Consider the following 22,432-nt stretch of genomic DNA (forward strand, 5'->3'; position numbering starts at 1 on the left):
ATCCAGAGTTCGTCAGGAACCAACCGCTGCGACAGACCAACACCCATGACACGGCATCATGCCGCATCAGCCTCAAACCACGTGAGACAAGCTCTTGCTGCAGTCCGCAAAATTCGACCATCGGGGCGAGTGGCGGGCCGTGGAGTAGCGCGCAAGCGGGCCTCCGGGGCGGTCGGCGTGACGTTCTTCAGGGCGGTGGCAGGGCGACGGTAGAGCGACGCCAAGGGTGACGTCAGAGTGCGAGCGTCGGCACGATGCCTACCGAATTTGCCGCAGTGGCAAGCGGGTTTGCCGTTTCTTGGGGGTGGGCGCACCATCCACACCATCGACACGGCTGGTCGGACCGCGGTGGTCGGGGCTGGCGCGGGGACGCGCCGCACGGGGGCATGCCGTCCCTGCCCGATCTGCGTCGGCCGTCGACCGGCCGTCGAACCGGTCGGGGTTTCCGGCCGGTGGTGATTCCTGACGGCGGTCGCGTGTGACCGCCGCCTTGGAGAGGAGAACGCTGTGTCCAGCAAGTGCTTCGACGATGACGGTGAGTTGACCGGGTACGACGGGTGGCGCCGGAGCCGGTGGGAGGAGATGGCGGGCCCGGACGGGAAGGCGGGCCGCATCGCCTATCGACTGATCACGGAACCAGGCCAGGAGTTTCCCGAGGTTCCGGGGCGGTGGACGTCCACCGGCTTCTCAGGGAGCCTGACGCTGACCGCGGCTCGTGCCGACGGCGTGTGGGCCGATGGCGACGCGGTCGACGGCACGGTGGAACTGACCGACGCCAGCCGCCTGTCCTTCCCCGATGGGCTGCGCGGCACCATCGAGGAACTGCGGGGAGCCCACGTCCTGGTCGTGTGGGACCCGGCCGCGCCGACTCTCGTCGGTCTGCGCGGGATCGAGGCGTGGCAGTGCGACCCGGCCTGGATCGTCGAGGCGGAGTACCGTCCGGCGGATGCCGGACGCCGCCTGGAGGTGACCCGGCGGACCAGCCCGAGTACGCAGGACGCCCTCCCGGCCCCGGGGGACTTCGTCTTCGATCTGCGCGGCGAGCGGCACACGCTCCGGGCGTTCGGCGTGGGCGGCGACGTCCTGCTGATCACGTTCACCGACGGCACCAGCGGCACGGACACGCCCGCCATGGGCCGGTGGCTGATCCTGTCCCAGCCCAAGGACGCCAAGGGCACGGTCCGTATCGACTTCAACCGCGCCGTTGTCCCCCACCACATGTTCTCGGCGGCCTTCCCCTGCCCCATGCCGCCCCGGGAGAACCACCTCCCCCTGCGTGTCGAGGCGGGAGAACGCGCCCCCGTCTTCGAAGAGAACGTGGCCGTTGGCACCACTACCCCCGCCGTCTGACCGCCCCCGCAACCAGCACGCCCCGAAAGGAAGAAACGATGACACACGACCAGGATCTTCGCGCAGCAGCAGTGCACTACCTCCGGCAGTGGGAGGCGCGGGACTACACCACGATGCGGTCCCTGTGCACCGACACCGCCACCGTGTGGCACAACGACGGAAGCGGCGACCAGCCGATCGACGAGAACATGGAACTGCTGAAGCAACTGGCCGCCGACGTCGAGAAACTTCGGTACGACATCGTGCGGCAGTTCCAGGACGGTGACGAAGTGCTCCAGCAGCAAGTACTCCACCTGACCATGACCGACGGGTCCCGCAGTGACGTGCACGCGGCGATGTACTTCCGGTTCGACGGCGACCTCATCGACCGCATCGAGGAGTACTTCAACGTCGTACCGCTCGACGCGTCCATGCCGTCGTCCGGCTCGTCCGGACAGCGCTGATCGCGGCCGCAAACCAGCGGCGGCCAGACCGGGCCGCCGCTGGTTTGCCTGGTCGGGCCGGCGCCGTCACCGGACACGATCACGCGCCGGCCACTATCTCATGAGCGTCTCCGTCGGTGGTGGTAAGGGGGTGAAGACCGCGGTCAAGTTCCCGCAGGGCTCCACCCTCGGACCCGCCCACAAGGGGACCGTCGGCTACGCCGCGAGCGTCGCGAAGAAGAAGCAGCTCACCAGCTCGGCCTCCTACCGGTTCACGTTCACCGAGCCCGGCTACACACCCGGGGGTTTCACCTACAACTCCGCCAAGTACCGCTGCGACGACACGTTCTGGGGCCCCACCAAGCGCACCAAGAACCCCGGCTGCGTCTTCCCGTCCTTCGCCCCCACCTTCACCCTCTCGCGCAGCGACCGGCAGGTGAGGCAGTCCGCCAGCCACATTTACGACGCCCAGCGCAAGATCACCGGCCACCCGGGCGCCTCCACCCCCCTGCACCGCATCACCGACGCCAAGACCATCGCCGCCCACCGCAAGGCCATGTGCGCCAAGGTCCACAACCCCAACCCCTCCAAGTACGACTGCGACGAGTACCCCTTCGCCGCCAGCAAGGAAGGCGGCAACCCCCGCCGCGGCAGCACCCGCATCATCTCCGCGGGAGACAACCGCAGCGCCGGCGCCCGCCTCGGCGGCTTCTACAAGAGCCAGCGCGTCCTGAACGGCGACGCCTACTACGTCCACATCAAGTAACACCACCCGCCAGCCGGCGCCTGCCACACTGACCCCAGGCACCACATGACCGGCAGGCATCGGCACAGCAGAGACGACGGGGGTTCTCCATGCCGCGCTCCACCTGGCCCCTCCTTCAGGGCCGCACCCGCCCTTTGAAGATGAAGGAGTGGGGCGACCTGACCGTCATGGACCCCGACACCGGCGCGCCCCGGCCGCACGGCCGCGGACTCCTGACCGCGGGCAAGGACTGGCTGCACATCGACGCTGGCAACGCCCTGGAGAACCCCGTCGTCACCCTCTACGCCGGAACCGACCCGGGAACGGAGAGCGGCTGGGACGAGGTCGAAGAGATCACCGTGCTCTCCACGACCGGCTTCCTTGCCCTGTGCGACAGCGGATACGCGCCGGTGCGCAAGGAGAACCTCGCCACCGCCGGGCCCGGTCCGTATCTGGTCCGCGTCCACGCCAGCGACCGCTCGACGGACGGCAGGAAGCCCCGCTTCCTCATCCAGGTCATCCCCGGCGATCGCACCGGCGCGGAACCCGGGCCGGCGGCCCCCACGATCGAGGAGGCCGCCGGCCCTCTCCTGGTCCGCACCTCTTACGATCAACCCGGCCCATGGGCGCGTCTGCTCCAGGCCCTCGAGCATGGTTCGGAGCACTACGAGTCGGTCACCGTCATCGACAATCCCCTCTATACAGGCTTCACGGCCGGTCAGCTCCAGGCACGGGTCGGCCGCGACGGCGAGGACTGGCCCGACAGCACCCTCCTCCTCATCGCCGACGAACAGGCCCTGGCCTCGGCGGAGTTTCCGTTGCTGGCGGTGAACAACCTGCCCGACGAGGACGACGCCCCGTTCAGGATCACCCTTGCGGCCGCCGGCTCCTTCACCGTCAACCTGGAGTTGGGGAACACGAGCTTCGGGGACTGGAGCCGCGGCGTGGACACCGACGGTGTCTATCGGAAACAGCACTACTGACACTCACAGGCAGGCCGGCAGATCATCCGAGGGCACCGTAAAGAGATCCCGCCCAGCCTGATGCCGCCGCCAGGACGACGGCCGCGGTGATCCGCTTGCCCACCGGCTCGCGGTGCACGGCGAGGCTCTGGCACACGGCCATCACGATCTCCAGGCCGTGCTGGCCGACCCGGCTCGGGTCCGGTGCCCCTGCACGAGCGGACCCGCGTCTGCCGGGTCTACGTTTCCAATGCCGCCGGGCTTCTTCCAGACGCCGGCGTCCGCGACCGCCTTGATGGAGCAGACCACCGCCTGCCAGGGCACTCCCAACGACGTCGCCGAAGCGCGATGCGGCGCCATGCACCTGACGCCCTGGCGGGGAGCCGGATTACCCGCTGGCGCCAAGGTGGGCCTGGCGGGTCTCGACGAGGCAGTGCCAGCGGTCGCGGACGGCTTCGGCCCCGTCGAGCCAGCACGCCGTAGAGGGGCCGGGTAGGGGCAGGCCGCCCATGTAGTGGGCGATGTCGGCGTAGTAGGCGTAGTCGCCCGTTCGGGCGAGTTCGTGCAGGCGGTCGATGGCGGCGCGGACCGTGTCCTGCTCGCCGAGGGCGGCGTGGTGGAAGGCCAGGGCCAGTTCCAGTACGGCTTCGGCCGCGGTGATGCCGGCATCGCGGGTCTCGGCGCGCAGATCGCGCGCGGCCTCGAGGCTCGACAGGGTGCCGGCAGGGTCGGCGTCCAGGAGGTCGGGCAGACGGGCGCAGTCGGCCAGGGCACGTCTGCCAGCTGTCCCCGACGACGACGCCCCGGCTCCAGCATTCGAGTGCTGGGGTCGGGGCGCCCTCACTACCCGCGGGCATACCTCTCAGGCGTTGCCCCACGCCTCGAAGAATCGCTTGCGGTCGTCCTTTGTCTCGTGCAGGCGGCGCCTGGCGAGCAGAACATGCCAGGCAGTGGTCTCGGCGTCACGCAGCCACAACTGCCCGAGGTAGCGGCCACCTGCTACGAGCGTGTCCTGGGCCAGTGCATCGCCGATCACCTTGATCACGGCGTCGCGCTGCTGGTCATCGAGTGCTGCGAGAAAGCTGAGCACACGGTCGGCAATGCCCGCTTCGTTCCCTTTGACCAGGCGGTCGAAGAACGGACCGCCCATATTGCCGGGGTCGATGTACAAGGCGGCTTCACCTCCCGCTTCTTCCATCGCACACCAGAACTTTTCGCCGTCGGGCGTGCCCGGCAGCGGGAGGACGGCGAAGAGGTCGGCCAGATGACCGTTGGCAGCGTGGTTGTAAGAGACGTCGCAGGCTGCCGCAGAAGCAATCTTCGCGACGTGCCCGGTGTTCAGCCCTTCGACCTCTGGCCAGTCCAGCGGAGTGTTGAGCTGCCGGGCGAGGTGCTGGGCCAGCTCACCATCGTCATCGAGAAATCGCCGGATGATCACAAGTTCCCCCAGGTCTACGGCAGTTGGTGCACAAAGACGGCTCTCTTGCCTGCCAGTCTGCCCAACTGGGCGGTGATCCGCAGGTGTGCGCGGACAACGTCTGGAATCCGCCCCGACATGGCAGAAGCCGAGGGCCGAGCCATTCCACATCGGGCCCTGACCGTGTCACCACGCCTCACATGGGTGGCAACGCGGAGCTACTGCTCACTGGTTGCCGCCATGGATCCGAAGGTCTCCCGCATGAGCAGGTCGGTGGCTCCGGGCTGTTCGACCAGGTCGTCGAAGAGGTCGGCTAGCAGCCAGAGCACGAAGTTGTGCACCAGGGCTTCCTCCGGCGGAATCGCCCCGAACTGGTCGCGCCAGGCCACGGCGTCCACGCCCATGACCGCCTCCAGGAGGACCTCCGCGACCATCGGTACCTGGGCGGGGCGCTCGGGCTACGCCTTGAAGACGCCCCGGTTGCAGCGCAGCACCGCCACGACGACGGCGACGATGACCGCCGTGACGACGGCCGTCCCTACCACTGAGCCGGTGGCGGCGAAGATGCCGCCGAAACCCGCCACGCCCAGCGCCGCACCCACCGCGAGGGCCGTCTCCTGGAGGGCCGCGGCGCGCGCGACGTCCTTCGGCGGGACGCTGCCCAGCAGGTAGGCGTCGCCGGAGGCCATGGAGACGCCGACGCCGAGGCCGATCAGGAAGCTGGCGGGCCACAGGCCGACGAAGGCGGCCACGACGAGGCCGACGGCGCAGGTGGCCAGGCTGACCTGGAGCATGTGCACCGCAGTGAAGCGGGCCTGGAGCTTGTGGAACGCGAACCCGCCGAGGGAGACCCACAGGGCCAGCACCGACACCGGCAGGATCGACAGGAGCGAGTCGGCCTCCGCGCTGAACAGGAAGACCGATCCCGTGTAGCTGGCGGAACTCACGACGAGCGCGAGCGAGGGCGCGCCGAGCCGGGAGAAGCTGAGCATGCGTACGTCGATGAGCGGGTCGCGCGAGCGGAGCTGCCGCGTGCAGAAGACCGTCAGGACCAGGCAGCCCGCGGCCGTCGCGAGGACACGCCCGAACGCGGCGCCATGGCTCTGCAGACCGGCCACGAAGAGCCCGAAGCCCACAAACGCGAGGGCAGAGGAGGCGACGTCGACCTTGGTCGACGAGGCCTGGCCCAGAGTGATGCCGCGCAGCAGCGCGGTGGCGAGCACCCCGCACACCAGGGCGACGGCGGCGGGCAGCCAGAAGAGCATCGCGTAGGCGTCCATGCCGACGAACGCCCGGCCGATCAGAGGTGCCGCACCGGCTCCGATGCTGTACGTGGTGATCCACAGGGAGTAGCCGAGAGTGCGCTCCGACGTCTCGGGCAGTCCGCCGATGACCGAGGCGACGCTGGAGACGATCAGCGCGTAGCCGAAGCCCTGGATGAACCGGCTCGCCGTCCACGTCGCCGCCGAGTCCAGCAGTGCGGGACTCGCCCCCGCGAGGGCGAAGACGAAGAGGCCGGTCGCCAGCGTCACGCCGGGACCCAGGCGTGCGCCCAGACGCGAGCCGAGAACGACGCTGGAGGCGAGGGCGATCGTGTACCCGTCGATGAACCACAGGCGCCATGAGTCGGTCAGGACTGGCAGGTCGTAGGCGATGGAGTTGAACAGCGTGGAGTCCACACCGCCCAGGAACATGGGGACCAGCAGCAGCGGGAAGAGGACCTTCTTCGACACGGCGGTGGACCGCGCTGGAGCAAGGACAGTTCCGGTCATGGCAGACCTCGTCTCAGTTGGCTTTCTTCGGCGAGCGCAGCAGAGGGAGGACCACTGCGACGATGCCCGGCAGGACTGATAAATCCGCCGTCGGTCTTCTCTCTCCGAGGCCGGTGGGGCGTGCGTGCGCCGCAGGGCGCTCAGGGCCGGTTTTCGAGGGCGCCATGAAGTCTCCGAGTCGAAGTGGAACCGCCTAAGACGGTTCTACCAGTCTGTGATTCTGCTGGCAACCAGCCAAGCCGGTTCCACGCTCCTGCCCGGGGCGCCTCGCGAGTAACGTGCCGGAACCGGCCCCACGGCGGACCGGCGGCCGGAATTACGCAAGCCGGCCCCGGCCCGTGCGGCGCCCCGAGGGGCGCGGACACGGTCGGGGCTGCACGGCCTCACCTGGACGGCGACGGGCGTGGGTGCCCTACATGCCTTGCGGAGAGGGGAATTCGCGGTTGCTGAGGTACTGCGGACGCGGCGCGTCCGCGGCGTAAGGCGCCCCCAGCGTGTTCTCCGTGCTGTTGTAGACGATGAAGATGTTCGAGCGCGCGAACGGCGACAGGTTCCCGTTGGAACCGTGCAGCAGGTTGGAGTCGAACATCACCGCGGAGCCGGCGGGACCCGTGATCTGCTCGATCCCGTGCTCCTTGGCCATGCGCGTCAGGTGCTTGCGGTCCGGGGAGCCGACGCTGGGGGCGGCCACGCGGAGCGACTCCTTGTGGTAGTCCTGCGGAGTGGCCCCGACCGTGGGGACGAACGTCTTGTGAGTGCCGGGCATGACCATGAGCGGGCCGTTGAACGGGTGGTTCTCGGTGAGGGAGATCGAGACGCTGAACGCGCGCGGCCGGGGCATGCCGTCCTCGGAGTGCCAGGTCTCGAAGTCGGAGTGCCAGTGGAACGGGGCGCCGCCGAACCCTGGCTTGTAGTTGACCCGGCTCTGGTGGATGTAGACCTCGGAGCCGAGTACCTGGCGGGCGATGTTCATGAGCCGGGGCGAGCGGAGCAGCTCGGCGAAGATCTCGCTGACCTTCTCGACCTCGAAGACGGAGCGGACCTCGTCGGAATCCGGTTCCAGGATGACGCGTTCACTCGCGCGCAGCTCCGGGTCTTCACCGAGGCGCCGGAGTTCGGAGAGGTAGAGGTCCACCTCGTGCGCGGAGAGCAGGTCGTCGAGGACCAGGTAGCCGTTGGACTCGTACTGCTTGAGCTGCTTGCCGTCGAGCGGGCCCGGAGCCCCTCCCCACACCGACGGGTCCCGCCGCGGCTGAGGAACGGCCTCGCCGAGGACTCGAGTCGGATACAGGTCGGGGCGCTGAGCGACAGTCATGTGCTGTTCTCCTTTTCAGGGGAGCGGCGGCTTTTTCTGCCCGTACAGGGGTGCAAGTCATCGGCTTGCGGGGCGAGGTGCCGGAATTCCAAGGCCTTTTTCCTGCGGCTCAGTGGTTCGTCCTCCGGCTCTTTCGATACTGCAAGATCGCAGAGGGCAAAGGAAGGGTCTACGAGTGTCCTGAATCGTCCTTGACCTAATCAGGACTGCGTATTGCGTGTCCGTCCACGGGGATGCGGACGCAGGGGTGCCGTGCCCTCCAGCAGCAGGGAACCACCTGGAGCGGTTCACTTGCTTGTCCTGCAGGTAGCAACCGGCTAAGGTGGTTCCATGTCCGTCAAGCATTTCCCCGAGTTCCGTCTTGGCAAGGTGCTGGCGACCAGCTTCACGGCGACCCTCACGGAACGCTGCGGTGAACCCGTCGAGCGCATTCCCGTCCCCGAGCGGCTGGTCGACTGGCTGGCGGTCAACGGGCTCCGGGTCGATTCGTGCAGCGACTCCCAGCTGGAGCATGCGCGGCAACTGCGTGAAGCGATCCACGAAGCCGCCACCGCCGTCGCGACGCAGGTCCCCCCTCCCGCCGCGGCCGTTCAGGTCATCAATGACTGCAGTACGGGCGGCCGGGCCTCGGCGGTCCTTTCGCCCCAGGGCGGAGAGGAGTGGCACCTGGGTTCCGCCTCCGTCGAGGACGCCCTCAGCGTGATCGCCGCCGACGCGGTCGACATCGTGTCGGGCGCGCGCGAGGGGAGTATGGCGTTGTGCGTCTCCCCGACGTGCCGGGCCGCCTTCTTCGACACCAGTCGGGGCGCCACGCGCAGATGGTGCGAGATGAACACCTGCGGGAACCGCGCGAAGAAGGCCCGTTTCCTCGCCAACAAGCGCCAGAACCCGAAGCGCGCCGGCTGACGTCGCACCGGAGCGGCCTCACCCCGCGCTCCTGCCTCTTGACTATTCCTCTCCACCGGGGAGGTACCCGACCAGGTCGCACGGTGGCCGGAACGCCCCCGTCTACGACCGTCGCGGGCGGGTAGCCGCGCCGTCGTGGCTCACCGCGATTGTGTCCAATGCCAGGAACCGCCGTGTGCGTTGGAAGCGTCCCGCGCCGCGGAGTGCTGCTCGCTAGTTCGGAACGCCGCCGCTCGACGACCGTCGAGCGCTGTTGACGACGAGGGCAGGGCGTAGTTGCCACCAGACTCCCCCACCCCTCGTCCCGCCACCGCACGCAGGTGCAGAGAGGGAAGTGCATGCTGGACGTTCTGGGAATCGACGCCACGGCGGAAATGGTCTACCGCGAGATGCTGGCGCATCCACAGGAGGGCGTGGCCGAGCTGGTGCGCAGGCTTGAACTGAGCGAGCAGGACGTACAAGGGGCACTCGACACCCTCGGCGAGCTGGCCCTGGTGTGGCACTCCCCCGAAGACCCCCAGAGCTTCCACGTCGTGGAACCTCATCTCGCCGCGGAGATCCTGCTTGCCAGGGAACGGGCCGAGCTCGCGGCACAGCAGCAGCGCGTGCAGGAGGCCCAGGCCGCCGCCGTACAGCTCAAGTCGGAGTTCACCCAGGAGAGTTCCAAGAACGAGATGCACCGCCTGACCGGGGTCGACTCCGTACGCGACTACTTGGCGGCGCTGCACGACGAGGTCCAGGACGAGCTGCTGACCTTCGCCCCGGGCGGAGCGCAGACGGAGGCCAACCTGCGCAGCTCGCGCCCGATCGCGGACGCCCTGCTCGCGCGCGGGGTGCAGATGCGCACCGTGTACCTGGACAGCGTCCGCAACGATCCCCTCACGGTCGCGCACGCGGAGTGGCTCGCCGAACGTGGCGGTCGTATACGCACCGTGCCCTCGCTGCCGAATCGCCTGATCATCTGCGACAAGAAGATCGCCATCGTCGCCGTCGACTCGGACGACACCTCGGCTGGGGCGGTGGTCCTCCAGACAGCTGGAGTAGTGTCGTCCCTGTACGCCCTTTTCGAAAATATTTGGCAGGCTGCCCAACCCATGGGGGAGACCGCCCAGCCGAGTGAGGAACAGGACCTCAGCCCGCAACAATTGGAAGCCCTGCGGCTGTTGTCCCTCGGTCACACCGACGACTACGTCGCGGCGCGACTGGGCGTGTCAGGCCGCACGGCACGCCGGATCGCCACGAAGCTCATGGACCACCTCGGTGCGCGAAGTCGATTCCAGGCCGGCCTGCACGCGGCTGTTAGAGGCCTCATCCGGCCGTGACGGCCTCTACGTCGCCGACCGACAGGCAGCCGAAAGGGGGAATGACCATTCGAACAGGACACCCCACTTATGTACCTCGTGCAGCTCACCCTCGCACCCGCGGGCGATGCCCGCCCGCCCGCTGAGGCTGAGCTCAAGCAGGCGCTCCACGCCGCGGCGCCGAATATCGTCGAACACGTCAGTGTTCACACTCAGACGCGGCCCCACCTTGTCGTCAGCCTCTTCCTCCGCGCCGCCTCCCTGAACGAGGCCGAGGCGGCGGCGAAGCGGATCTGGCAGCATGCGGCCGCCAGCTGCACCCCCCTGGCCGCCTGGTCCCTGCGGCGGGCCGAAGTGCCCCTGCACCCCTACGACGTGGAGTGAGCCCGGCTCCTCCCGACGCCGGTGTCACGCCCCGCCACTACCCGTGCCTGGGCGATGCGTGGGACCTACATGCGCACTTTTGCGTGTCCCAAACGGTCCAGCCCGGAGAATGACGCGATCGCCGTGGCTCCTTGGCCGGATGACTAATCCGAACGCGGTCCTAAACAGGTCAGGGACGATTTATGCCAACCGTCCCCTCTTCCCTCGCCGCTCCGAAGGTCGGCAGACTCGTTATCGCCGGACAGCAAACCAGCGAGAGAGGCGAGTCATGAAAGAGCGAATTTTCATCTCCGATGGCTTAGCGGTGGAGCAGCGAATTCTTTGCCTCTCACCCGAAGACGACGGCGGATGGCAGTGACCGTATGACGACGACCTCGAAGAACAGTGTCCAGGGAAAGTCGATGGCGGACCTCGCCGAGGAGTACGGCACCCCGCTGTTCATCTACGACGCGGACGTCCTCACGGACACCTACCGCACGTTGCGCGGCCTGCTCCCCAACGCCGCCGACATCTTCTACTCGCTCAAGGCGAACCCGAACATCAGCGTCTGCGCCCTGCTGAACTCGTTCGGTACCGGAGCCGAGGTCTCCTCCTACGCCGAACTGGCCACCGCCCTGCGGGCGGGGGTCGACCCCGGCGACATCATCTTCCTCGGCCCCGGCAAGGACGAGCGGGAACTCACTGCGTGCGTCGAAGCCGGCATCCACGCGATCGTCTGCGAGTCACTGGACGAACTCGACCTGCTCGACTCGCTGTTGGCAGCGGCAGGACGTGACGACTTCCCGGTGCTCCTCCGAGTGAATCCGGCCTTCGGCAGCAAAGGGTCTGGGCTGGCCATGGGCGGCAAACCCCGGCAGTTCGGCATCGACGAAGTCGAACTGCGCGGTTCCAAGCACCGCCTTGCGGCCCTCCGCAACATCCAGGTTAAGGGCGTGCACGCGTACATGGGGACGCGGTTCCTCAACCACGAGGACGTCGTCGAGAACACCCGGCGCATCCTCGCCACCGCCGAGGACCTGGCCGGACAGCTCGGCTTCCCCCTGGAGACCGTCGACTTCGGCGGCGGACTCGGGGTCGCCTACTTCGACAACGAGGAGGACCTGGACCTCGACGCGCTGGGCGCCGGCCTCGCGGAGGTCATCACTCCCTTCTCGGTGCGCAACCCGGACTGTCGAATGATCATGGAACTGGGTCGCTTTCTCACCGCCACGGCCGGTACGTACGTCATACGCGCCCGCTACGTGAAGGAGTCCATGGGGGAGAGTTTCGTGGTCGCCGACGGCGGCACGAACCACCACATGGCGGCCGTCGGCGTCGGCAGCTTCGTCAAGCGCAACTTCCCGGTCCGCCACCTGGAGGACCGAGCCGCAGGAACCTCGCGCCCCTACAGCGTTACCGGGCCCCTGTGTACGCCCAACGACGTGGTGGCCAAGAAGGTCCGCCTGCCGGAAGTGCGGCCGGGAGACCTGCTCGCGGTGGAGCGGTCCGGGGCCTACGGGCCGACCGCCTCGCCCGGCCTCTTCCTGAGCCACGGCTTCCCGGCCGAGGTTCTCGTCCACGACGGGCGCGCCCACCTCATACGAGAGCGCGACACGACGGAGGACCTGCTGGCGAAGCAGCGCCTCGTCGATCTCCGCGCCGCATCCGCCTGAACACGTGATCCGTAAGGACACCTGATCCGAACGAGAACCTGATCCGCATGAGAACCGCAGCGAAGCAGGTCGCGCGAGTCGGACTGGACGTACTCGACCGATCCGAACTCCGCCGCCTCATCGAAAGACCCTGGTTCTTGCGCTTCAGTTTCGCCCCGGAGGAAATAGCCCACGCCGAGACCCTCGGCGAAGACCGCCGCCTGGAATTCCTGGCCGGCCGGTTCGCCGCCAAAGAGGCCCTCCTCAAAGTCCTGGGAATCGGTTTCCTGCAAGGTGTGACGCCACGAGAGATCTGCGTGGAACACACCGCGCACGGCGCCCCCGTCGTCCACCTCCGCGGACGAGCAGCGCAACTGACCCCGTCATCCATCTCGGTCTCCATCACCCACAAGCAGAACGTCGTGGCAGCCGTCGCCATCAGCCTCCCCGAGGCCAAGGGTGCGACCACCGACGACGCCACCAGCGAAGCCGCCCGGAACGGACGAACCGAACCCACTGCACCGAAGGAGCTTGACGCCGTGCCGCCGCCGAACACCCCCGCGACCGCGACCGTCGGGACCAGCACCCGCGACGAGCGAGAAGCGCAGACCACCGCCTTCCTCCGCGTACGCGTCGGTCAGGAAGAGGCCCACTACGGGGGCAATCTCGTCGACGGTGCGCGCATCCTGCGCCTGTTCGGCGACCTCGTCACCGAGATCACCCTCCGCACGGACGGCGACGAAGGGCTGCTGGCCCAGTACAGCGACATCCGCTTCACCGCACCCGTGAGGCCCGGCGACTACATCGAGGCGCACGCATGGCTGGTGCACCAGACCCGACTGCGCCGCGTGGTCGAACTGGAGGCGCACAAGGTCATCCGCGCCAGCCCCGAAGAGGCCGACAGCGCCGGCGAGGTCCTCGACGAGCCTCAACTCGTGTGCGCCGCGACTGCCACCACCGTCGTACCCCACTGGCGGGCGCACACGACGACCGCCCGCATCCCCACGGCCGAGGAGGCCTGATGCCCCGCACTCCGCAGCTCCTGCACGAGATACTGGACCGAGCCGCCGACTGCGCTCCGGAGTCGGCCGCACTGAGCTCGCGCGACCAGGGCCTCACCTACCGGGAACTCGCGACCGCCACCACCGCCATGGCCGCCCGCCTGCGGCGCGAGGGCCTGCGGCGCGGCGACCGGATCATCGTCACCGCCTCCGACGGCATCGGCATCGCCATCCTGGTCTACGCCGCCTCGCGCGTCGGCGCCGTCTTCAGCGTGCTCCACGAGCAAGTACGCGGCGGGCCGCTGGAACACGTCCTGCGCGACTGCGAGCCCGCACTACTGGTCTCCGACGACCCCGACGCCGGACGGACCGCCGCCCAGCACGGCGTCCACTCCCTCGCGCTCGACGAGCTCGTGCGCACGGCACTCGCCGCGGACACCGCCGAGGCCGCTTCCTCCACCGGCCCGAGCGCCCTGGGCGTGGACCCCGTCAGCCTGATCTACACCTCGGGCACCACCTCCCTGCCCAAGGCCGTGGTCAGCACCCACCAGCAGGTTCTCTTCGCCGCCACCGCCATCCAGGAGTGCCTGAACTACCGCAGCGACGACATCGTCTACTGCCCGCTTCCGCTCTCCTTCGACTACGGCCTCTACCAGGTCTACCTCGCGGCCCTCAGCGGCGCCCGGCTCCACCTGGCCACGGTCGCCGAGGTCGGCCCCCCGCTGCTGCGCAGCCTGGAAGAGGCCGGCGCCACCGTCCTGCCCTCCATGCCCTCCGTCTCGGACCGGCTCGCCTGGCTGCTCGGCCGCAGCAGCGGGGGCCCCAGCCGCCTGCGCCTGCTCACCAACACCGGTGCGGCCCTCTCCGAGACCACCATGACCGCGCTGCGCGCCGCCCTGCCCCACCTGCGAATCCAGGTAATGTACGGCCTCACCGAGTGCAAGCGCACGGCAATCATGCCTCCCGACGGAGACCTGGACCACCCGGGCTCCTGCGGGCTGCCGCTGCCGGGCACCGAGGTCTTCATCATCGACGATGACGGCGACCGACTGCCAGCGGGAGAGATCGGCCAGGTCGTCGTCCGCGGACCCAACGTCATGGCCGGGTACTGGCGCCGCCCCGAGCTGACCGCCGAGCGTTTCCCGCGCACGGAAGGGCTGTTCCCCGAGCTGCGCACCGGCGACTACGGCTGGCAGGACAAGGACGGCTACCTCTACTTCTCCGGCCGCAGGGACGACCTCTACAAGGAGCGCGGGTTCCGCCTCAGCACCACCGAGGTCGAGGCCGCCGCGACCCGGGTCGACGGAGTGACTTCTGCCGCCGTACTGCCTCCTGAGGGCAAGCGGGCCGCGCTCCTCGCCGTCGTCGCAGACATCACCGCCGACCAGGTGCGCGAGGGCATGCGGGACCACATCGAGCCCTTCAAGATCCCGCGCCGCTGCGTCCGCCTCGACGCCCTGCCCACCAACGGCAACGGCAAGATCGACCGCAAGAAGCTGACCGCTCTGATCGAACAGGCCCGGCCCGCCTCAGTCATCACCGAGGCCCTCCAGGCACGCCTGGCCCACTGACCCCCTCCCGTACGCCCCACCAGAGCAACGTCCGAGAACGGCAACCACCCGACCCACCGGAGGAACCACCATGGACCGCCAGCACGTCGTCACCGCCCTTGAGAACGCCCTCACCGACGTCCTGGAGCGCCCCGTCACCAGTCTCACCGGCGACGTGAAGCTCTTCGCCGACCTGCACCTGGACTCCACCACCATGCTCGAGATGCTCATGTTCCTCGAAGACTCCATCGGCCTGGTCGTCGATCCGGAGGAGCTGGACGCGGACGACTTCGTCTCCGTGGACACCTTCACCGACTTCGTCCTCGCCACACGGGCTGAGCAGGTCGCGGCATGACGCTCACTCAGCCCGACCTGAGCGTCTTCACGACCCTGGAGTCCGAGGTGCGCAGCTACTGCCGCGGCTGGCCCACCGTCTTCGACCACGCGCGCGGCAGCCGCATCCATGACGAGGACGGCCACGAGTACCTCGACTTCTTCGCCGGTGCCGGCTCACTCAACTACGGACACAACAACCCCGTGCTGAAACGGGCGTTGATCGACTACCTCGAGCGCGACGGCATCACCCACGGGCTCGACATGTCCACCTCCGCCAAGCGCCGCTTCCTGGAGACCTTCCAGAACCTGGTGCTGCGCCCGCGCGACCTGCCGTACAAGGTGATGTTCCCGGGCCCGACCGGCACCAACGCCGTGGAGTCCGCGCTGAAGCTGGCGCGGAAGGTGAAGGGGCGCGAGGCCATCGTGTCGTTCACCAACGCCTTCCACGGGATGTCGCTGGGCTCGCTGGCGGTGACCGGCAACGCCTTCAAACGGGCCGGCGCCGGCATCCCGCTGGTGCACGGCACGCCCATGCCGTTCGACAACTACTTCGACGGGCAGGTCCCGGACTTCCTGTGGTTCGAGCGGCTGCTCGAGGACCAGGGCTCCGGGCTCAACAAGCCCGCCGCCGTGATCGTGGAGACCGTGCAGGGCGAGGGCGGCATCAACGTCGCCCGGCCCGAGTGGCTGCGCGCCCTCAAGGAGCTGTGCGAGCGGCAGGACATGCTGCTGATCGTCGACGACATCCAGATGGGCTGCGGCCGCACCGGCGCCTTCTTCTCCTTCGAGGAAGCCGGGATCGTCCCGGACATCGTCACCGTGTCCAAGTCCATCAGCGGCTACGGCCTGCCGATGTCGCTGTGCCTGTTCCGGCCCGAGCTGGACGTCTGGGAGCCCGGCGAGCACAACGGCACCTTCCGCGGCAACAACCCGGCGTTCGTCACCGCCACCGCCGCCCTGGAGGCGTACTGGACCGACGGCGCGGCGATGGAGAAGCAGACCCGCACCCGCGGTGAACGCGTCGAGCAGTGGCTGGTCTCCCTCACCGAGGAGAACCTCGCCGACGTCAAGGAGTACCGGGGCCGCGGCCTGGTGTGGGGCCTGGAGTTCCACGACAAGCAGCGGGCCGGCCGGGTCGCCCGGCGCGCCTTCGAACTCGGCCTGCTCATCGAGACCTCGGGTCCCGAGAGCGAGGTCGTGAAACTGCTGCCCCCGCTCACCATCACCACCGACGACCTCGACGAGGGACTGCGCACCGTGCAGCGCGCGGTCTACGAAACGACGTGACCGCACCCGCCACCGACATGAGAGACGACACGAAAGAAAGGCCCCGACCCAACATGGCGATCACCATGCCCGCCGCAGCCGCCACCAAGCCGAACACCGCCGCAAAGAAGCAGGCCGTCTTCCGCGCACCGATCCCCCAGGACGGACCCGCCGTGTGGCAGATGGTCGAGGACACTCCCGGCCTGGACTCCAACAGCGTCTACTACTACTCGCTCTGGTTCCGGGACTTCGCCGATGGCTCGCTGGTCGCGACCGTGGACGACGAACTCGTCGGCTTCCTCACGGGCTACCGCCGCCCCGATGAGCCCGAGACCTACTTCGTGTGGCAGACGGCAGTCAACCCGCGTCACGGGATCCCGTTCCTCGGCGTCAAGCTCTTCCAGGAGGCGGCCGACCAGCAGGTTGCCAACGGCGCCCGATACGTCGAGGCCACTGTCTCCGCCGAGAACAAGGCGATCATCATGGTGCTGAAGCAGTACGCGAAGAAGCACTCGGCCCCCGTCGAGACTCGCGTGCTCTTCCCCGGCTCCCTCTTCGCCGACAGCGAGGGCCACCACGACGAGGTCCTCTACCGCATCGGTCCGCTGACCGCCGGCTGAACCGGGCCGCCCGTCACTGGTCCGAGCAGCACCGCATCCGACGACTGGGAACCGACCGCCATGGCCACGCAACCCACGACACTGCACCTCGACATCAGCAACGCCCACTTCCGCATGGACTCCGAGGAGGTGCGAAAGGCACGAGACGCCCACTGGTACGCACGTACGGACTGGGGCATCGCCGTCCTGCGCTACGAGGACAGCAGCGCCCTCCTGAAGAGCTCCCTGCTGACGCAAGGATCGGCCAAGTGGCCCGCCCAGCACGGGGTCGTCGAAGGACACTTCGACGAGTGGTGGCAGAAGACCCTGCTGGTGCTGGAAGGCGGCGAGCACACCAGGATTCGCCGCCTGGTGAACCCCGCCTTCTCACCGCGCCGGATAGCGCCCCTGCACGCGAAGTTCCAGGCCCTGGCGGACAGCCTGGTAGACGATTGGATCGACGACGGGTGCACCGAGTTCGCGAGCCGGTTCGCTGCGCCGTACGCGACCAGGATTCTGTGCGTGATGCTGGGCATCGACGAAAACGACTGGAAGAAGATCCACGAACTCGCCTCCACGATCGGCCTCGGCCTCGGCATCACCATCCAGGAGAACATCGCCCGGATCGACCAGGCCATCGTCGAGCTCACCGAGTACGCCGAGTCCCTGGTCCGCAGCCGCAGGGAGTCCCCCAAGGGCGACATCCTGAGCACTCTCGTAGAGACCAGGGACGAGGACGCCGGCAAGCTCTCCGACGAGGAGCTCATCAACCTCATCATCCTGTTGATCTTCGCGGGCATCGACACGACCCGCAATCAACTGGCCCTGAGCGTCCAGGCGTTCTCCAAGCAGCCTGACCAGTGGGAGAAGCTGGCATCGGACCCCGAACGCTACTCCGCGGCGGCGGTCGAGGAGGCGCTGCGCATCAACCCGATCGGACGCTGGATCTCGCGCGAAGCGGCTGAGACGTTCCAGTACAAGGAGCGCACGATCGAAAAGGGGACCACACTCCACCTCTTCACCATGACGTCGGCTACCGACCCGGCCGCGTTCGACAACCCTGACCGCATCGACCTCGACGCCGAGCGTTCCCCGCACTTCGCGTTCGGCGGCGGACTGCACCACTGCCTGGGGCACTTCGTCGCCCGCGCGGACATCGGAGTGGCCCTCTCGACGCTGGCCACGCGGCTGACCGACCTGCGCGTGGAGGAGGACGCCGAGTGGCTGCCCGACTCCGGCAACACCGGGGCGGTCTCGCTGCCCATCACGTTCGCCTCGCGTTCCTGACCCGCGCTTCCGATCGGAGGAGACCATGAAGATCACCGTTGACGAGGTCAAGTGCCAGAACCACGGCCTGTGCGCCATCTCGGCGCCGGACCACTTCGAGCTCGACGCCGACGGAAAGCTGACGTACCAGGAGACGTTCGACGAGGAGAACCTCGACGCGATCGAGGACGCCATCGACTCGTGCCCCTTGCAGGCGATCGTCATGGACCGTGACGCCGCATGACTGGCGCAGCGCCGCGCATCGGCATCGTCGGCTCCGGCATAGCCGGCCTGCGGGCGGCCCGATCGGTCCTCACCTGCGAAACCGGTGCCAGAATCACCGTCTTCGGGGATGAGGCCCACCGCACGTACAACCGGCCAGGACTCACGAAGAAGCGGTACCCGCCGTCGGCCGACCTCAGGGCGGCCATCACCGAAGACCTGAGGGTCAGGGGGGCCGAGACCAGCGAGCTCGACTGGCACCTCGGCACTCGCGTCGAGGCGGCGGACCTGCGCGACAGGGTCCTGCATCTGAGCACCGGCGAGACGTTCGCCTACGACGGCCTGGTGGTCGCCTCGGGGGTACGCCCGCGAACCGCCGCGCGTGACGACGAGGAGTGCGCCTCGCACGCGCACAGGACGCTGCGCGGCCTGGACGACGCGCACTCCATCCATCAGGAGCTCCATAGGAGAGAGGTGGTGACGATCGCGGGCGCCGGGTTCGTCGCCTGCGAACTGGCCTCGCTGGCCAAGAAGTACGGCTGCGACGTGGTCATGCTCGAAGCGATGAAGCACGGGCCGTTCGAGAACCTCTTGGGCGAGGACGTCGCGCGTGCGCTCGGACGCTGGGTCATCGCGAACGGCGTCACTCTGCTGACGGGCGAGGCCGCGAAGGAGCTCCTCTGCGACCGCTCGGGAAGGTCGCCCGGAGGCAGACACTCGGCGTCGCCTCCCGGGGCGGCGTCCGAACGACCGCTCTTCATCGAAGCCATCGGCAGCGTTCCCAACGTGGAATGGCTGGACGGGAACGGCCTGGACCTGTCCGACGGGGTACGGGTCGACGAGTACATGCGCGTACCAGGGTGCGAGGGCGTTTTCGCGGCCGGTGACATCGCCCGCTATCCCGACCCGTGGGGCACGGAAAACCTGACCCGCATGGAATTCTGGAAAAATGCGATTGACACCGGAAACGTCGCAGGGAAGGCGTTGGCGTCGTCACTGGGATACGGATCGAAGATGTCCCGGATCTCATACTTCCCCAGCATGGCCACCGAAGTATTCGGACTTCGCATCCAGATCGCGGGGAACCCCAGGAACGCGGACTCCATGGAGATCGTTCGCGGCGACCTCGAACGCCCCGGTGACGGAATCCTCGCCACGTACCTGCGGGAGAGCGCGATCGTCGGGGCGGCCTACCTGGACAAAGGAGCCCGTTTCAACCGCCTCTACATCGAGCTCCTGAAGTCACTGAAAACGCGCTAGCCCTATCGGGCTCACCTCATCTGCCACAACACCAAGAACCCGAGAACGATCAGGAGGAATATCATGCAGGTTCGCAGGATTTCGGAGATCGAAGGTACTGACCGCGATGTCACGGCGGCGAGCGGCGCGTGGCGCAGCAAGCGCATCCTGCTGGCTTCGGACGGATTCGGGTACTCGGTTTCCGAGACCGTCGTGTACGCCGGCACCGAGACCGACATCTGCTACGCGAACCACGTGGAGGCCGTCTTCTGCATCTCCGGGAAGATGATTCTGGTCGACCGCGACGAGAACGAGGAACACGTCATCACGCCCGGCACCCTGCACATCCTGGACGACGCCGACAACCACACAATCAAGCCGATCGAGGACAGCACGTTCCTGTGCATCTTCACCCCGGCTCTCACCGGCCGTGAGGACCACGACGAGAACGGGGTCTATCCGCTGCTCACGGACGAGGTGGTGGAGGCCAAGTAGGCCGCACCGCGCCCCTCGCGCATCCCCGGAGTCCCCGCCAGGACGCTGGCGGGGACTCAGCGACCGCGTCCGGGACGGCCCCGGCGGCGGGTTGCCCCAGGACCAGCCGGGTAGGCGCGCACGATCATGGATCTGCCAGAAGGGAACCGACAGTGAAAGTCCTGTGGCTCACCGCCCACCCCGAACCCCGTTCCCTGAACGGCTCCTTATACCGCGACGGTGTCCAACACCTCCTGGACCAGGGGCACCAGGTGCGCACCAGCGACCTCTACGCGATGAAGTTCGACCCGATCGTCCGGGCCAGCGACTTCTCCCACCCCGACGGCGAGCGGCTCGTCGTCGGCAGCGCGGCCCAACAAGCTTACGAGCGGGGCACGTTGCCCCCTGATATCTCAGCCGAGCACGACAAGCTGTCCTGGGCGGACATGCTTGTCGTGCAGTTCCCGCTGTGGTGGTACGGGATGCCGGCCATCCTTAAGGGCTGGTTCGACCGCGTCTTCGTCGGCGGGTTCGCCTTCGGTGTCCGCGACGCCCGGGGACGCCAAGTGCGCTACGGCGAGGGGGCGCTCGCGGGTAAGCGCGCGATGGTCGTCGTCAGTGCCGGTGCCCGGGAGGCGAGCCTCGGCCCCCGCGGCGTCAACGGTGAGCTCAACGACCTGCTCTTCCCTCTCCAGCACGGCACGCTGTGGTACACGGGGATCGAGGTCCTGCCCCCGCTGCTCGTCCACGGAGCCGACCGCGTGGACGAGGCCGCGTACGCCTTCCACGCGAACGTCCTGCGCCAGCGCCTTGAGGACCTTCCGCACACCGGACCGCTGCCGTTCCGCCACCAGAACGGAGGCGACTACGACGAGGACCTGGTCCTGCATCCCGAAATCAACCCGCACATCACGGGGACCGCCGCCCACTACCGCACCGAGAGTTGACGATGAGGCCGTCAGGCCCGGCGTATGGCCCCTCCGCCAGTCAATTCTGTTCGCCGTTTCCGGCCGCCAATGTGAAGATCGCCACCGGCTGGGCGTGCTCAAGAGTTGCGTTGTCGGGGCTTTGGCAGCACCGTCACTGTCCGGTTCCGAGATGGCGGCGTCGCTCCATGGCGATGGCGCGCCACCGGCTGCGTACGGTGTCCTCACTGTCCAGCCAGCGGGTGGTGGAGGGCTGGGGCAGGGGCTGCTCGGCCGGCACCGACTATCTGTTGGTCAGGTGGCGGGCGGAGTCAGTGGCTTCGTTCTTCGGCGTCCAACTCCCGAAGCGGTGGAGCAGATTGGGTTCCGGTTCCCGCCGGCTTACGGGTCCGTTGGGTGGGAGGGGCCGCTGTTGGATGTGCTTTGTTTGCAGCCGAGGATCCATGCTCCGCGGTCGAGCTCCCCCACTGCGGTCGGCTTCGCGGTGAGGGAGCGTCGCAGGCACTCGCCGTTCACTTCGCGAACCGCGGCGCCCTTGCCATCTTCGAGGAGTCGGGTGGCGAAGCCTGCCTCGTACGCCTGCTGATATGCCGGCGCGGAGACGGAGGGCCGGTGTGCCCCTTTCCGTTGGCCGCGCGGAGCCGTCTGCGGAGTTAGACGGCTGCGGCCAGGCACGATCCAAACACGGGACCGAGTGTGCGAGCCAGCGCGTGCCACCCGAATAAGTGGTGATGTGTTGATGGGTATTGAGAGTTAGACGACTTTCCTTCCCATCTGGTTGTTCACGTGATGGCAAATGGCTTGATCTAGAACAGACATTCGACACCACGTGCGGTGCCGACTACAGTCCGTGGCTCGCGCTCATCCCGATGCCCGCCCGGCATCCGGATGACCGTATGGAGGGGGGAACGTGGGGCTGAGACATAGCACCCAACTCGGCAGACCAGTGCGCCCGCACTTGGGCACAAGATGCAGCCGCGATCGCCCCAGTTGGCGCTGTAGCACTTCGCGATCCACGTCGCGGCCTCAGTCGGGCCAGCTGCATCACCCGTCCGGCACCGGCAGCACGATGCCGGCAACAAGGACCTGGCGCAGTGCGCTGCATCGACAGTCAGGCTGGACCAGCAGATGAAGCATGGAGGGGTGGAAAAAATGATTTCTCTTCGAATGGGCGCCGTTGCCTGTCTCACCGGAGTGGCGTTGGCATCAGGGATGCTCACGGCAGCATCTGCCGAGGCGGCATCGGTCCCTAACCTCGCGCTTTCACGAGATGGGCTGTCCAAGAGCTGATCAGAAACACGGAAAGTGCCCTTGACCTGCAACGATAGGACTTGCTGAGGGTCCTGTT

At 67.9% G+C, this 22,432-nt stretch carries 24 protein-coding genes and 2 pseudogenes; 19 read left to right on the plus strand and 7 right to left on the minus strand.

All coding sequences use genetic code 11. The annotated features are described in order from the left end of the window. Positions 1 to 507: 507 nt before the first annotated feature. From AB0G56_RS40295 to AB0G56_RS40310, 4 genes are all read left to right on the plus strand, one after another. The gene (locus AB0G56_RS40295; RefSeq protein WP_360980730.1) at positions 508 to 1,350 is read left to right on the plus strand and encodes a DUF1684 domain-containing protein; all 843 of its coding nucleotides are present in this window, start codon (positions 508 to 510) and stop codon (positions 1,348 to 1,350) included. A 38-nt stretch (positions 1,351 to 1,388) separates the two neighbouring features. Next, a complete protein-coding gene (locus AB0G56_RS40300) occupies positions 1,389 to 1,793 on the plus strand; it encodes a nuclear transport factor 2 family protein (RefSeq protein ID WP_328333579.1) in 405 nt (134 codons plus the stop codon). Positions 1,794 to 1,893: 100 nt separating this feature from the next. After that, complete coding sequence (locus AB0G56_RS40305) at positions 1,894 to 2,538, plus strand: NucA/NucB deoxyribonuclease domain-containing protein (protein WP_360980734.1); 645 nt, start codon at positions 1,894 to 1,896, stop codon at positions 2,536 to 2,538. 89 nt (positions 2,539 to 2,627) lie between these two features. Beyond that, positions 2,628 to 3,500, plus strand: coding sequence for a hypothetical protein (locus tag AB0G56_RS40310; protein WP_360980737.1), 873 nt, complete (start codon positions 2,628 to 2,630; stop codon positions 3,498 to 3,500). 22 nt (positions 3,501 to 3,522) lie between these two features. Here the strand turns inward: AB0G56_RS40310 and AB0G56_RS40315 are convergent. Continuing rightward, positions 3,523 to 3,687: pseudogene (locus AB0G56_RS40315) on the minus strand (ATP-binding protein); the annotation flags it as partial. A gap of 2 nt (positions 3,688 to 3,689) precedes the next feature. Here AB0G56_RS40315 and AB0G56_RS40320 point away from each other — a divergent pair. Next, positions 3,690 to 3,825, plus strand: a pseudogene (locus AB0G56_RS40320) (transcriptional regulator); the annotation flags it as partial. Between the two features lie 42 nt (positions 3,826 to 3,867). Here the strand turns inward: AB0G56_RS40320 and AB0G56_RS40325 are convergent. From AB0G56_RS40325 to thpD, 5 genes are all read right to left on the minus strand, one after another. Continuing rightward, positions 3,868 to 4,323 carry a hypothetical protein gene (locus AB0G56_RS40325; RefSeq protein ID WP_360980740.1) on the minus strand — a complete coding sequence of 152 codons (456 nt, stop codon included), beginning with the start codon at positions 4,321 to 4,323 and terminating at the stop codon, positions 3,868 to 3,870. Between the two features lie 18 nt (positions 4,324 to 4,341). Then, positions 4,342 to 4,917 carry a hypothetical protein gene (locus tag AB0G56_RS40330; protein ID WP_360980743.1) on the minus strand — a complete coding sequence of 192 codons (576 nt, stop codon included), beginning with the start codon at positions 4,915 to 4,917 and terminating at the stop codon, positions 4,342 to 4,344. 197 nt (positions 4,918 to 5,114) lie between these two features. Continuing rightward, complete coding sequence (locus AB0G56_RS40335; RefSeq protein WP_360980746.1) at positions 5,115 to 5,330, minus strand: hypothetical protein; 216 nt, start codon at positions 5,328 to 5,330, stop codon at positions 5,115 to 5,117. A gap of 24 nt (positions 5,331 to 5,354) precedes the next feature. Continuing rightward, positions 5,355 to 6,668 carry an MFS transporter gene (locus tag AB0G56_RS40340; RefSeq protein ID WP_360980749.1) on the minus strand — a complete coding sequence of 438 codons (1,314 nt, stop codon included), beginning with the start codon at positions 6,666 to 6,668 and terminating at the stop codon, positions 5,355 to 5,357. Between the two features lie 412 nt (positions 6,669 to 7,080). Beyond that, positions 7,081 to 7,983, minus strand: coding sequence for an ectoine hydroxylase (thpD, locus tag AB0G56_RS40345; protein ID WP_360980752.1), 903 nt, complete (start codon positions 7,981 to 7,983; stop codon positions 7,081 to 7,083). A 330-nt stretch (positions 7,984 to 8,313) separates the two neighbouring features. Here thpD and AB0G56_RS40350 point away from each other — a divergent pair, with 330 nt between their 5' ends. The 14 genes from AB0G56_RS40350 (at position 8,314) to AB0G56_RS40415 (ending at position 21,105) form a co-directional block, all read left to right on the plus strand. Beyond that, positions 8,314 to 8,889, plus strand: coding sequence for a CGNR zinc finger domain-containing protein (locus AB0G56_RS40350; protein ID WP_360980755.1), 576 nt, complete (start codon positions 8,314 to 8,316; stop codon positions 8,887 to 8,889). Between the two features lie 338 nt (positions 8,890 to 9,227). Continuing rightward, positions 9,228 to 10,211 carry a helix-turn-helix transcriptional regulator gene (locus AB0G56_RS40355; protein ID WP_360980758.1) on the plus strand — a complete coding sequence of 328 codons (984 nt, stop codon included), beginning with the start codon at positions 9,228 to 9,230 and terminating at the stop codon, positions 10,209 to 10,211. Positions 10,212 to 10,280: 69 nt separating this feature from the next. Beyond that, positions 10,281 to 10,574, plus strand: coding sequence for a hypothetical protein (locus tag AB0G56_RS40360; RefSeq protein ID WP_360980761.1), 294 nt, complete (start codon positions 10,281 to 10,283; stop codon positions 10,572 to 10,574). A 362-nt stretch (positions 10,575 to 10,936) separates the two neighbouring features. Then, the gene (locus tag AB0G56_RS40365) at positions 10,937 to 12,226 is read left to right on the plus strand and encodes a diaminopimelate decarboxylase (protein WP_360980764.1); all 1,290 of its coding nucleotides are present in this window, start codon (positions 10,937 to 10,939) and stop codon (positions 12,224 to 12,226) included. A 47-nt stretch (positions 12,227 to 12,273) separates the two neighbouring features. Beyond that, positions 12,274 to 13,227 (plus strand): 4'-phosphopantetheinyl transferase superfamily protein, encoded by a 954-nt coding sequence (locus AB0G56_RS40370; RefSeq protein ID WP_360980767.1) that lies wholly within the window; start codon positions 12,274 to 12,276, stop codon positions 13,225 to 13,227. After that, positions 13,227 to 14,777, plus strand: a complete 1,551-nt coding sequence (locus AB0G56_RS40375) for a class I adenylate-forming enzyme family protein (protein WP_360980770.1) — start codon at positions 13,227 to 13,229, stop codon at positions 14,775 to 14,777. The genes AB0G56_RS40370 and AB0G56_RS40375 overlap by 1 nt, the downstream gene beginning before the upstream one ends. Positions 14,778 to 14,847: 70 nt before the next feature. Further along, positions 14,848 to 15,111 (plus strand): acyl carrier protein, encoded by a 264-nt coding sequence (locus tag AB0G56_RS40380; RefSeq protein ID WP_360980773.1) that lies wholly within the window; start codon positions 14,848 to 14,850, stop codon positions 15,109 to 15,111. After that, complete coding sequence (ectB, locus tag AB0G56_RS40385; RefSeq protein ID WP_360980776.1) at positions 15,108 to 16,379, plus strand: diaminobutyrate--2-oxoglutarate transaminase; 1,272 nt, start codon at positions 15,108 to 15,110, stop codon at positions 16,377 to 16,379. The genes AB0G56_RS40380 and ectB overlap by 4 nt, the downstream gene beginning before the upstream one ends. Positions 16,380 to 16,432: 53 nt before the next feature. Then, a complete protein-coding gene (ectA, locus tag AB0G56_RS40390; protein WP_360980779.1) occupies positions 16,433 to 16,978 on the plus strand; it encodes a diaminobutyrate acetyltransferase in 546 nt (181 codons plus the stop codon). Between the two features lie 60 nt (positions 16,979 to 17,038). Continuing rightward, positions 17,039 to 18,244 (plus strand): cytochrome P450, encoded by a 1,206-nt coding sequence (locus tag AB0G56_RS40395; protein WP_360980781.1) that lies wholly within the window; start codon positions 17,039 to 17,041, stop codon positions 18,242 to 18,244. A gap of 25 nt (positions 18,245 to 18,269) precedes the next feature. Then, complete coding sequence (locus AB0G56_RS40400; protein WP_071385850.1) at positions 18,270 to 18,467, plus strand: ferredoxin; 198 nt, start codon at positions 18,270 to 18,272, stop codon at positions 18,465 to 18,467. Next, positions 18,464 to 19,705, plus strand: a complete 1,242-nt coding sequence (locus AB0G56_RS40405; RefSeq protein ID WP_360980784.1) for an FAD/NAD(P)-binding oxidoreductase — start codon at positions 18,464 to 18,466, stop codon at positions 19,703 to 19,705. The genes AB0G56_RS40400 and AB0G56_RS40405 overlap by 4 nt, the downstream gene beginning before the upstream one ends. A gap of 63 nt (positions 19,706 to 19,768) precedes the next feature. Continuing rightward, entirely contained in the window at positions 19,769 to 20,179 is a 411-nt protein-coding gene (locus AB0G56_RS40410; protein WP_255918540.1) for an ectoine synthase, read from the plus strand. 152 nt (positions 20,180 to 20,331) lie between these two features. Continuing rightward, positions 20,332 to 21,105, plus strand: a complete 774-nt coding sequence (locus tag AB0G56_RS40415; RefSeq protein WP_360980786.1) for an NAD(P)H-dependent oxidoreductase — start codon at positions 20,332 to 20,334, stop codon at positions 21,103 to 21,105. Between the two features lie 133 nt (positions 21,106 to 21,238). Here AB0G56_RS40415 and AB0G56_RS40420 read toward each other — a convergent pair whose 3' ends face one another. Beyond that, the gene (locus tag AB0G56_RS40420; protein WP_360980789.1) at positions 21,239 to 21,364 is read right to left on the minus strand and encodes a hypothetical protein; all 126 of its coding nucleotides are present in this window, start codon (positions 21,362 to 21,364) and stop codon (positions 21,239 to 21,241) included. Positions 21,365 to 22,432 lie beyond the last annotated feature (1,068 nt).

The organism is Streptomyces sp. NPDC021356, from assembly GCF_040641015.1.
Taxonomy (GTDB): Bacteria; Actinomycetota; Actinomycetes; order Streptomycetales; family Streptomycetaceae; genus Streptomyces.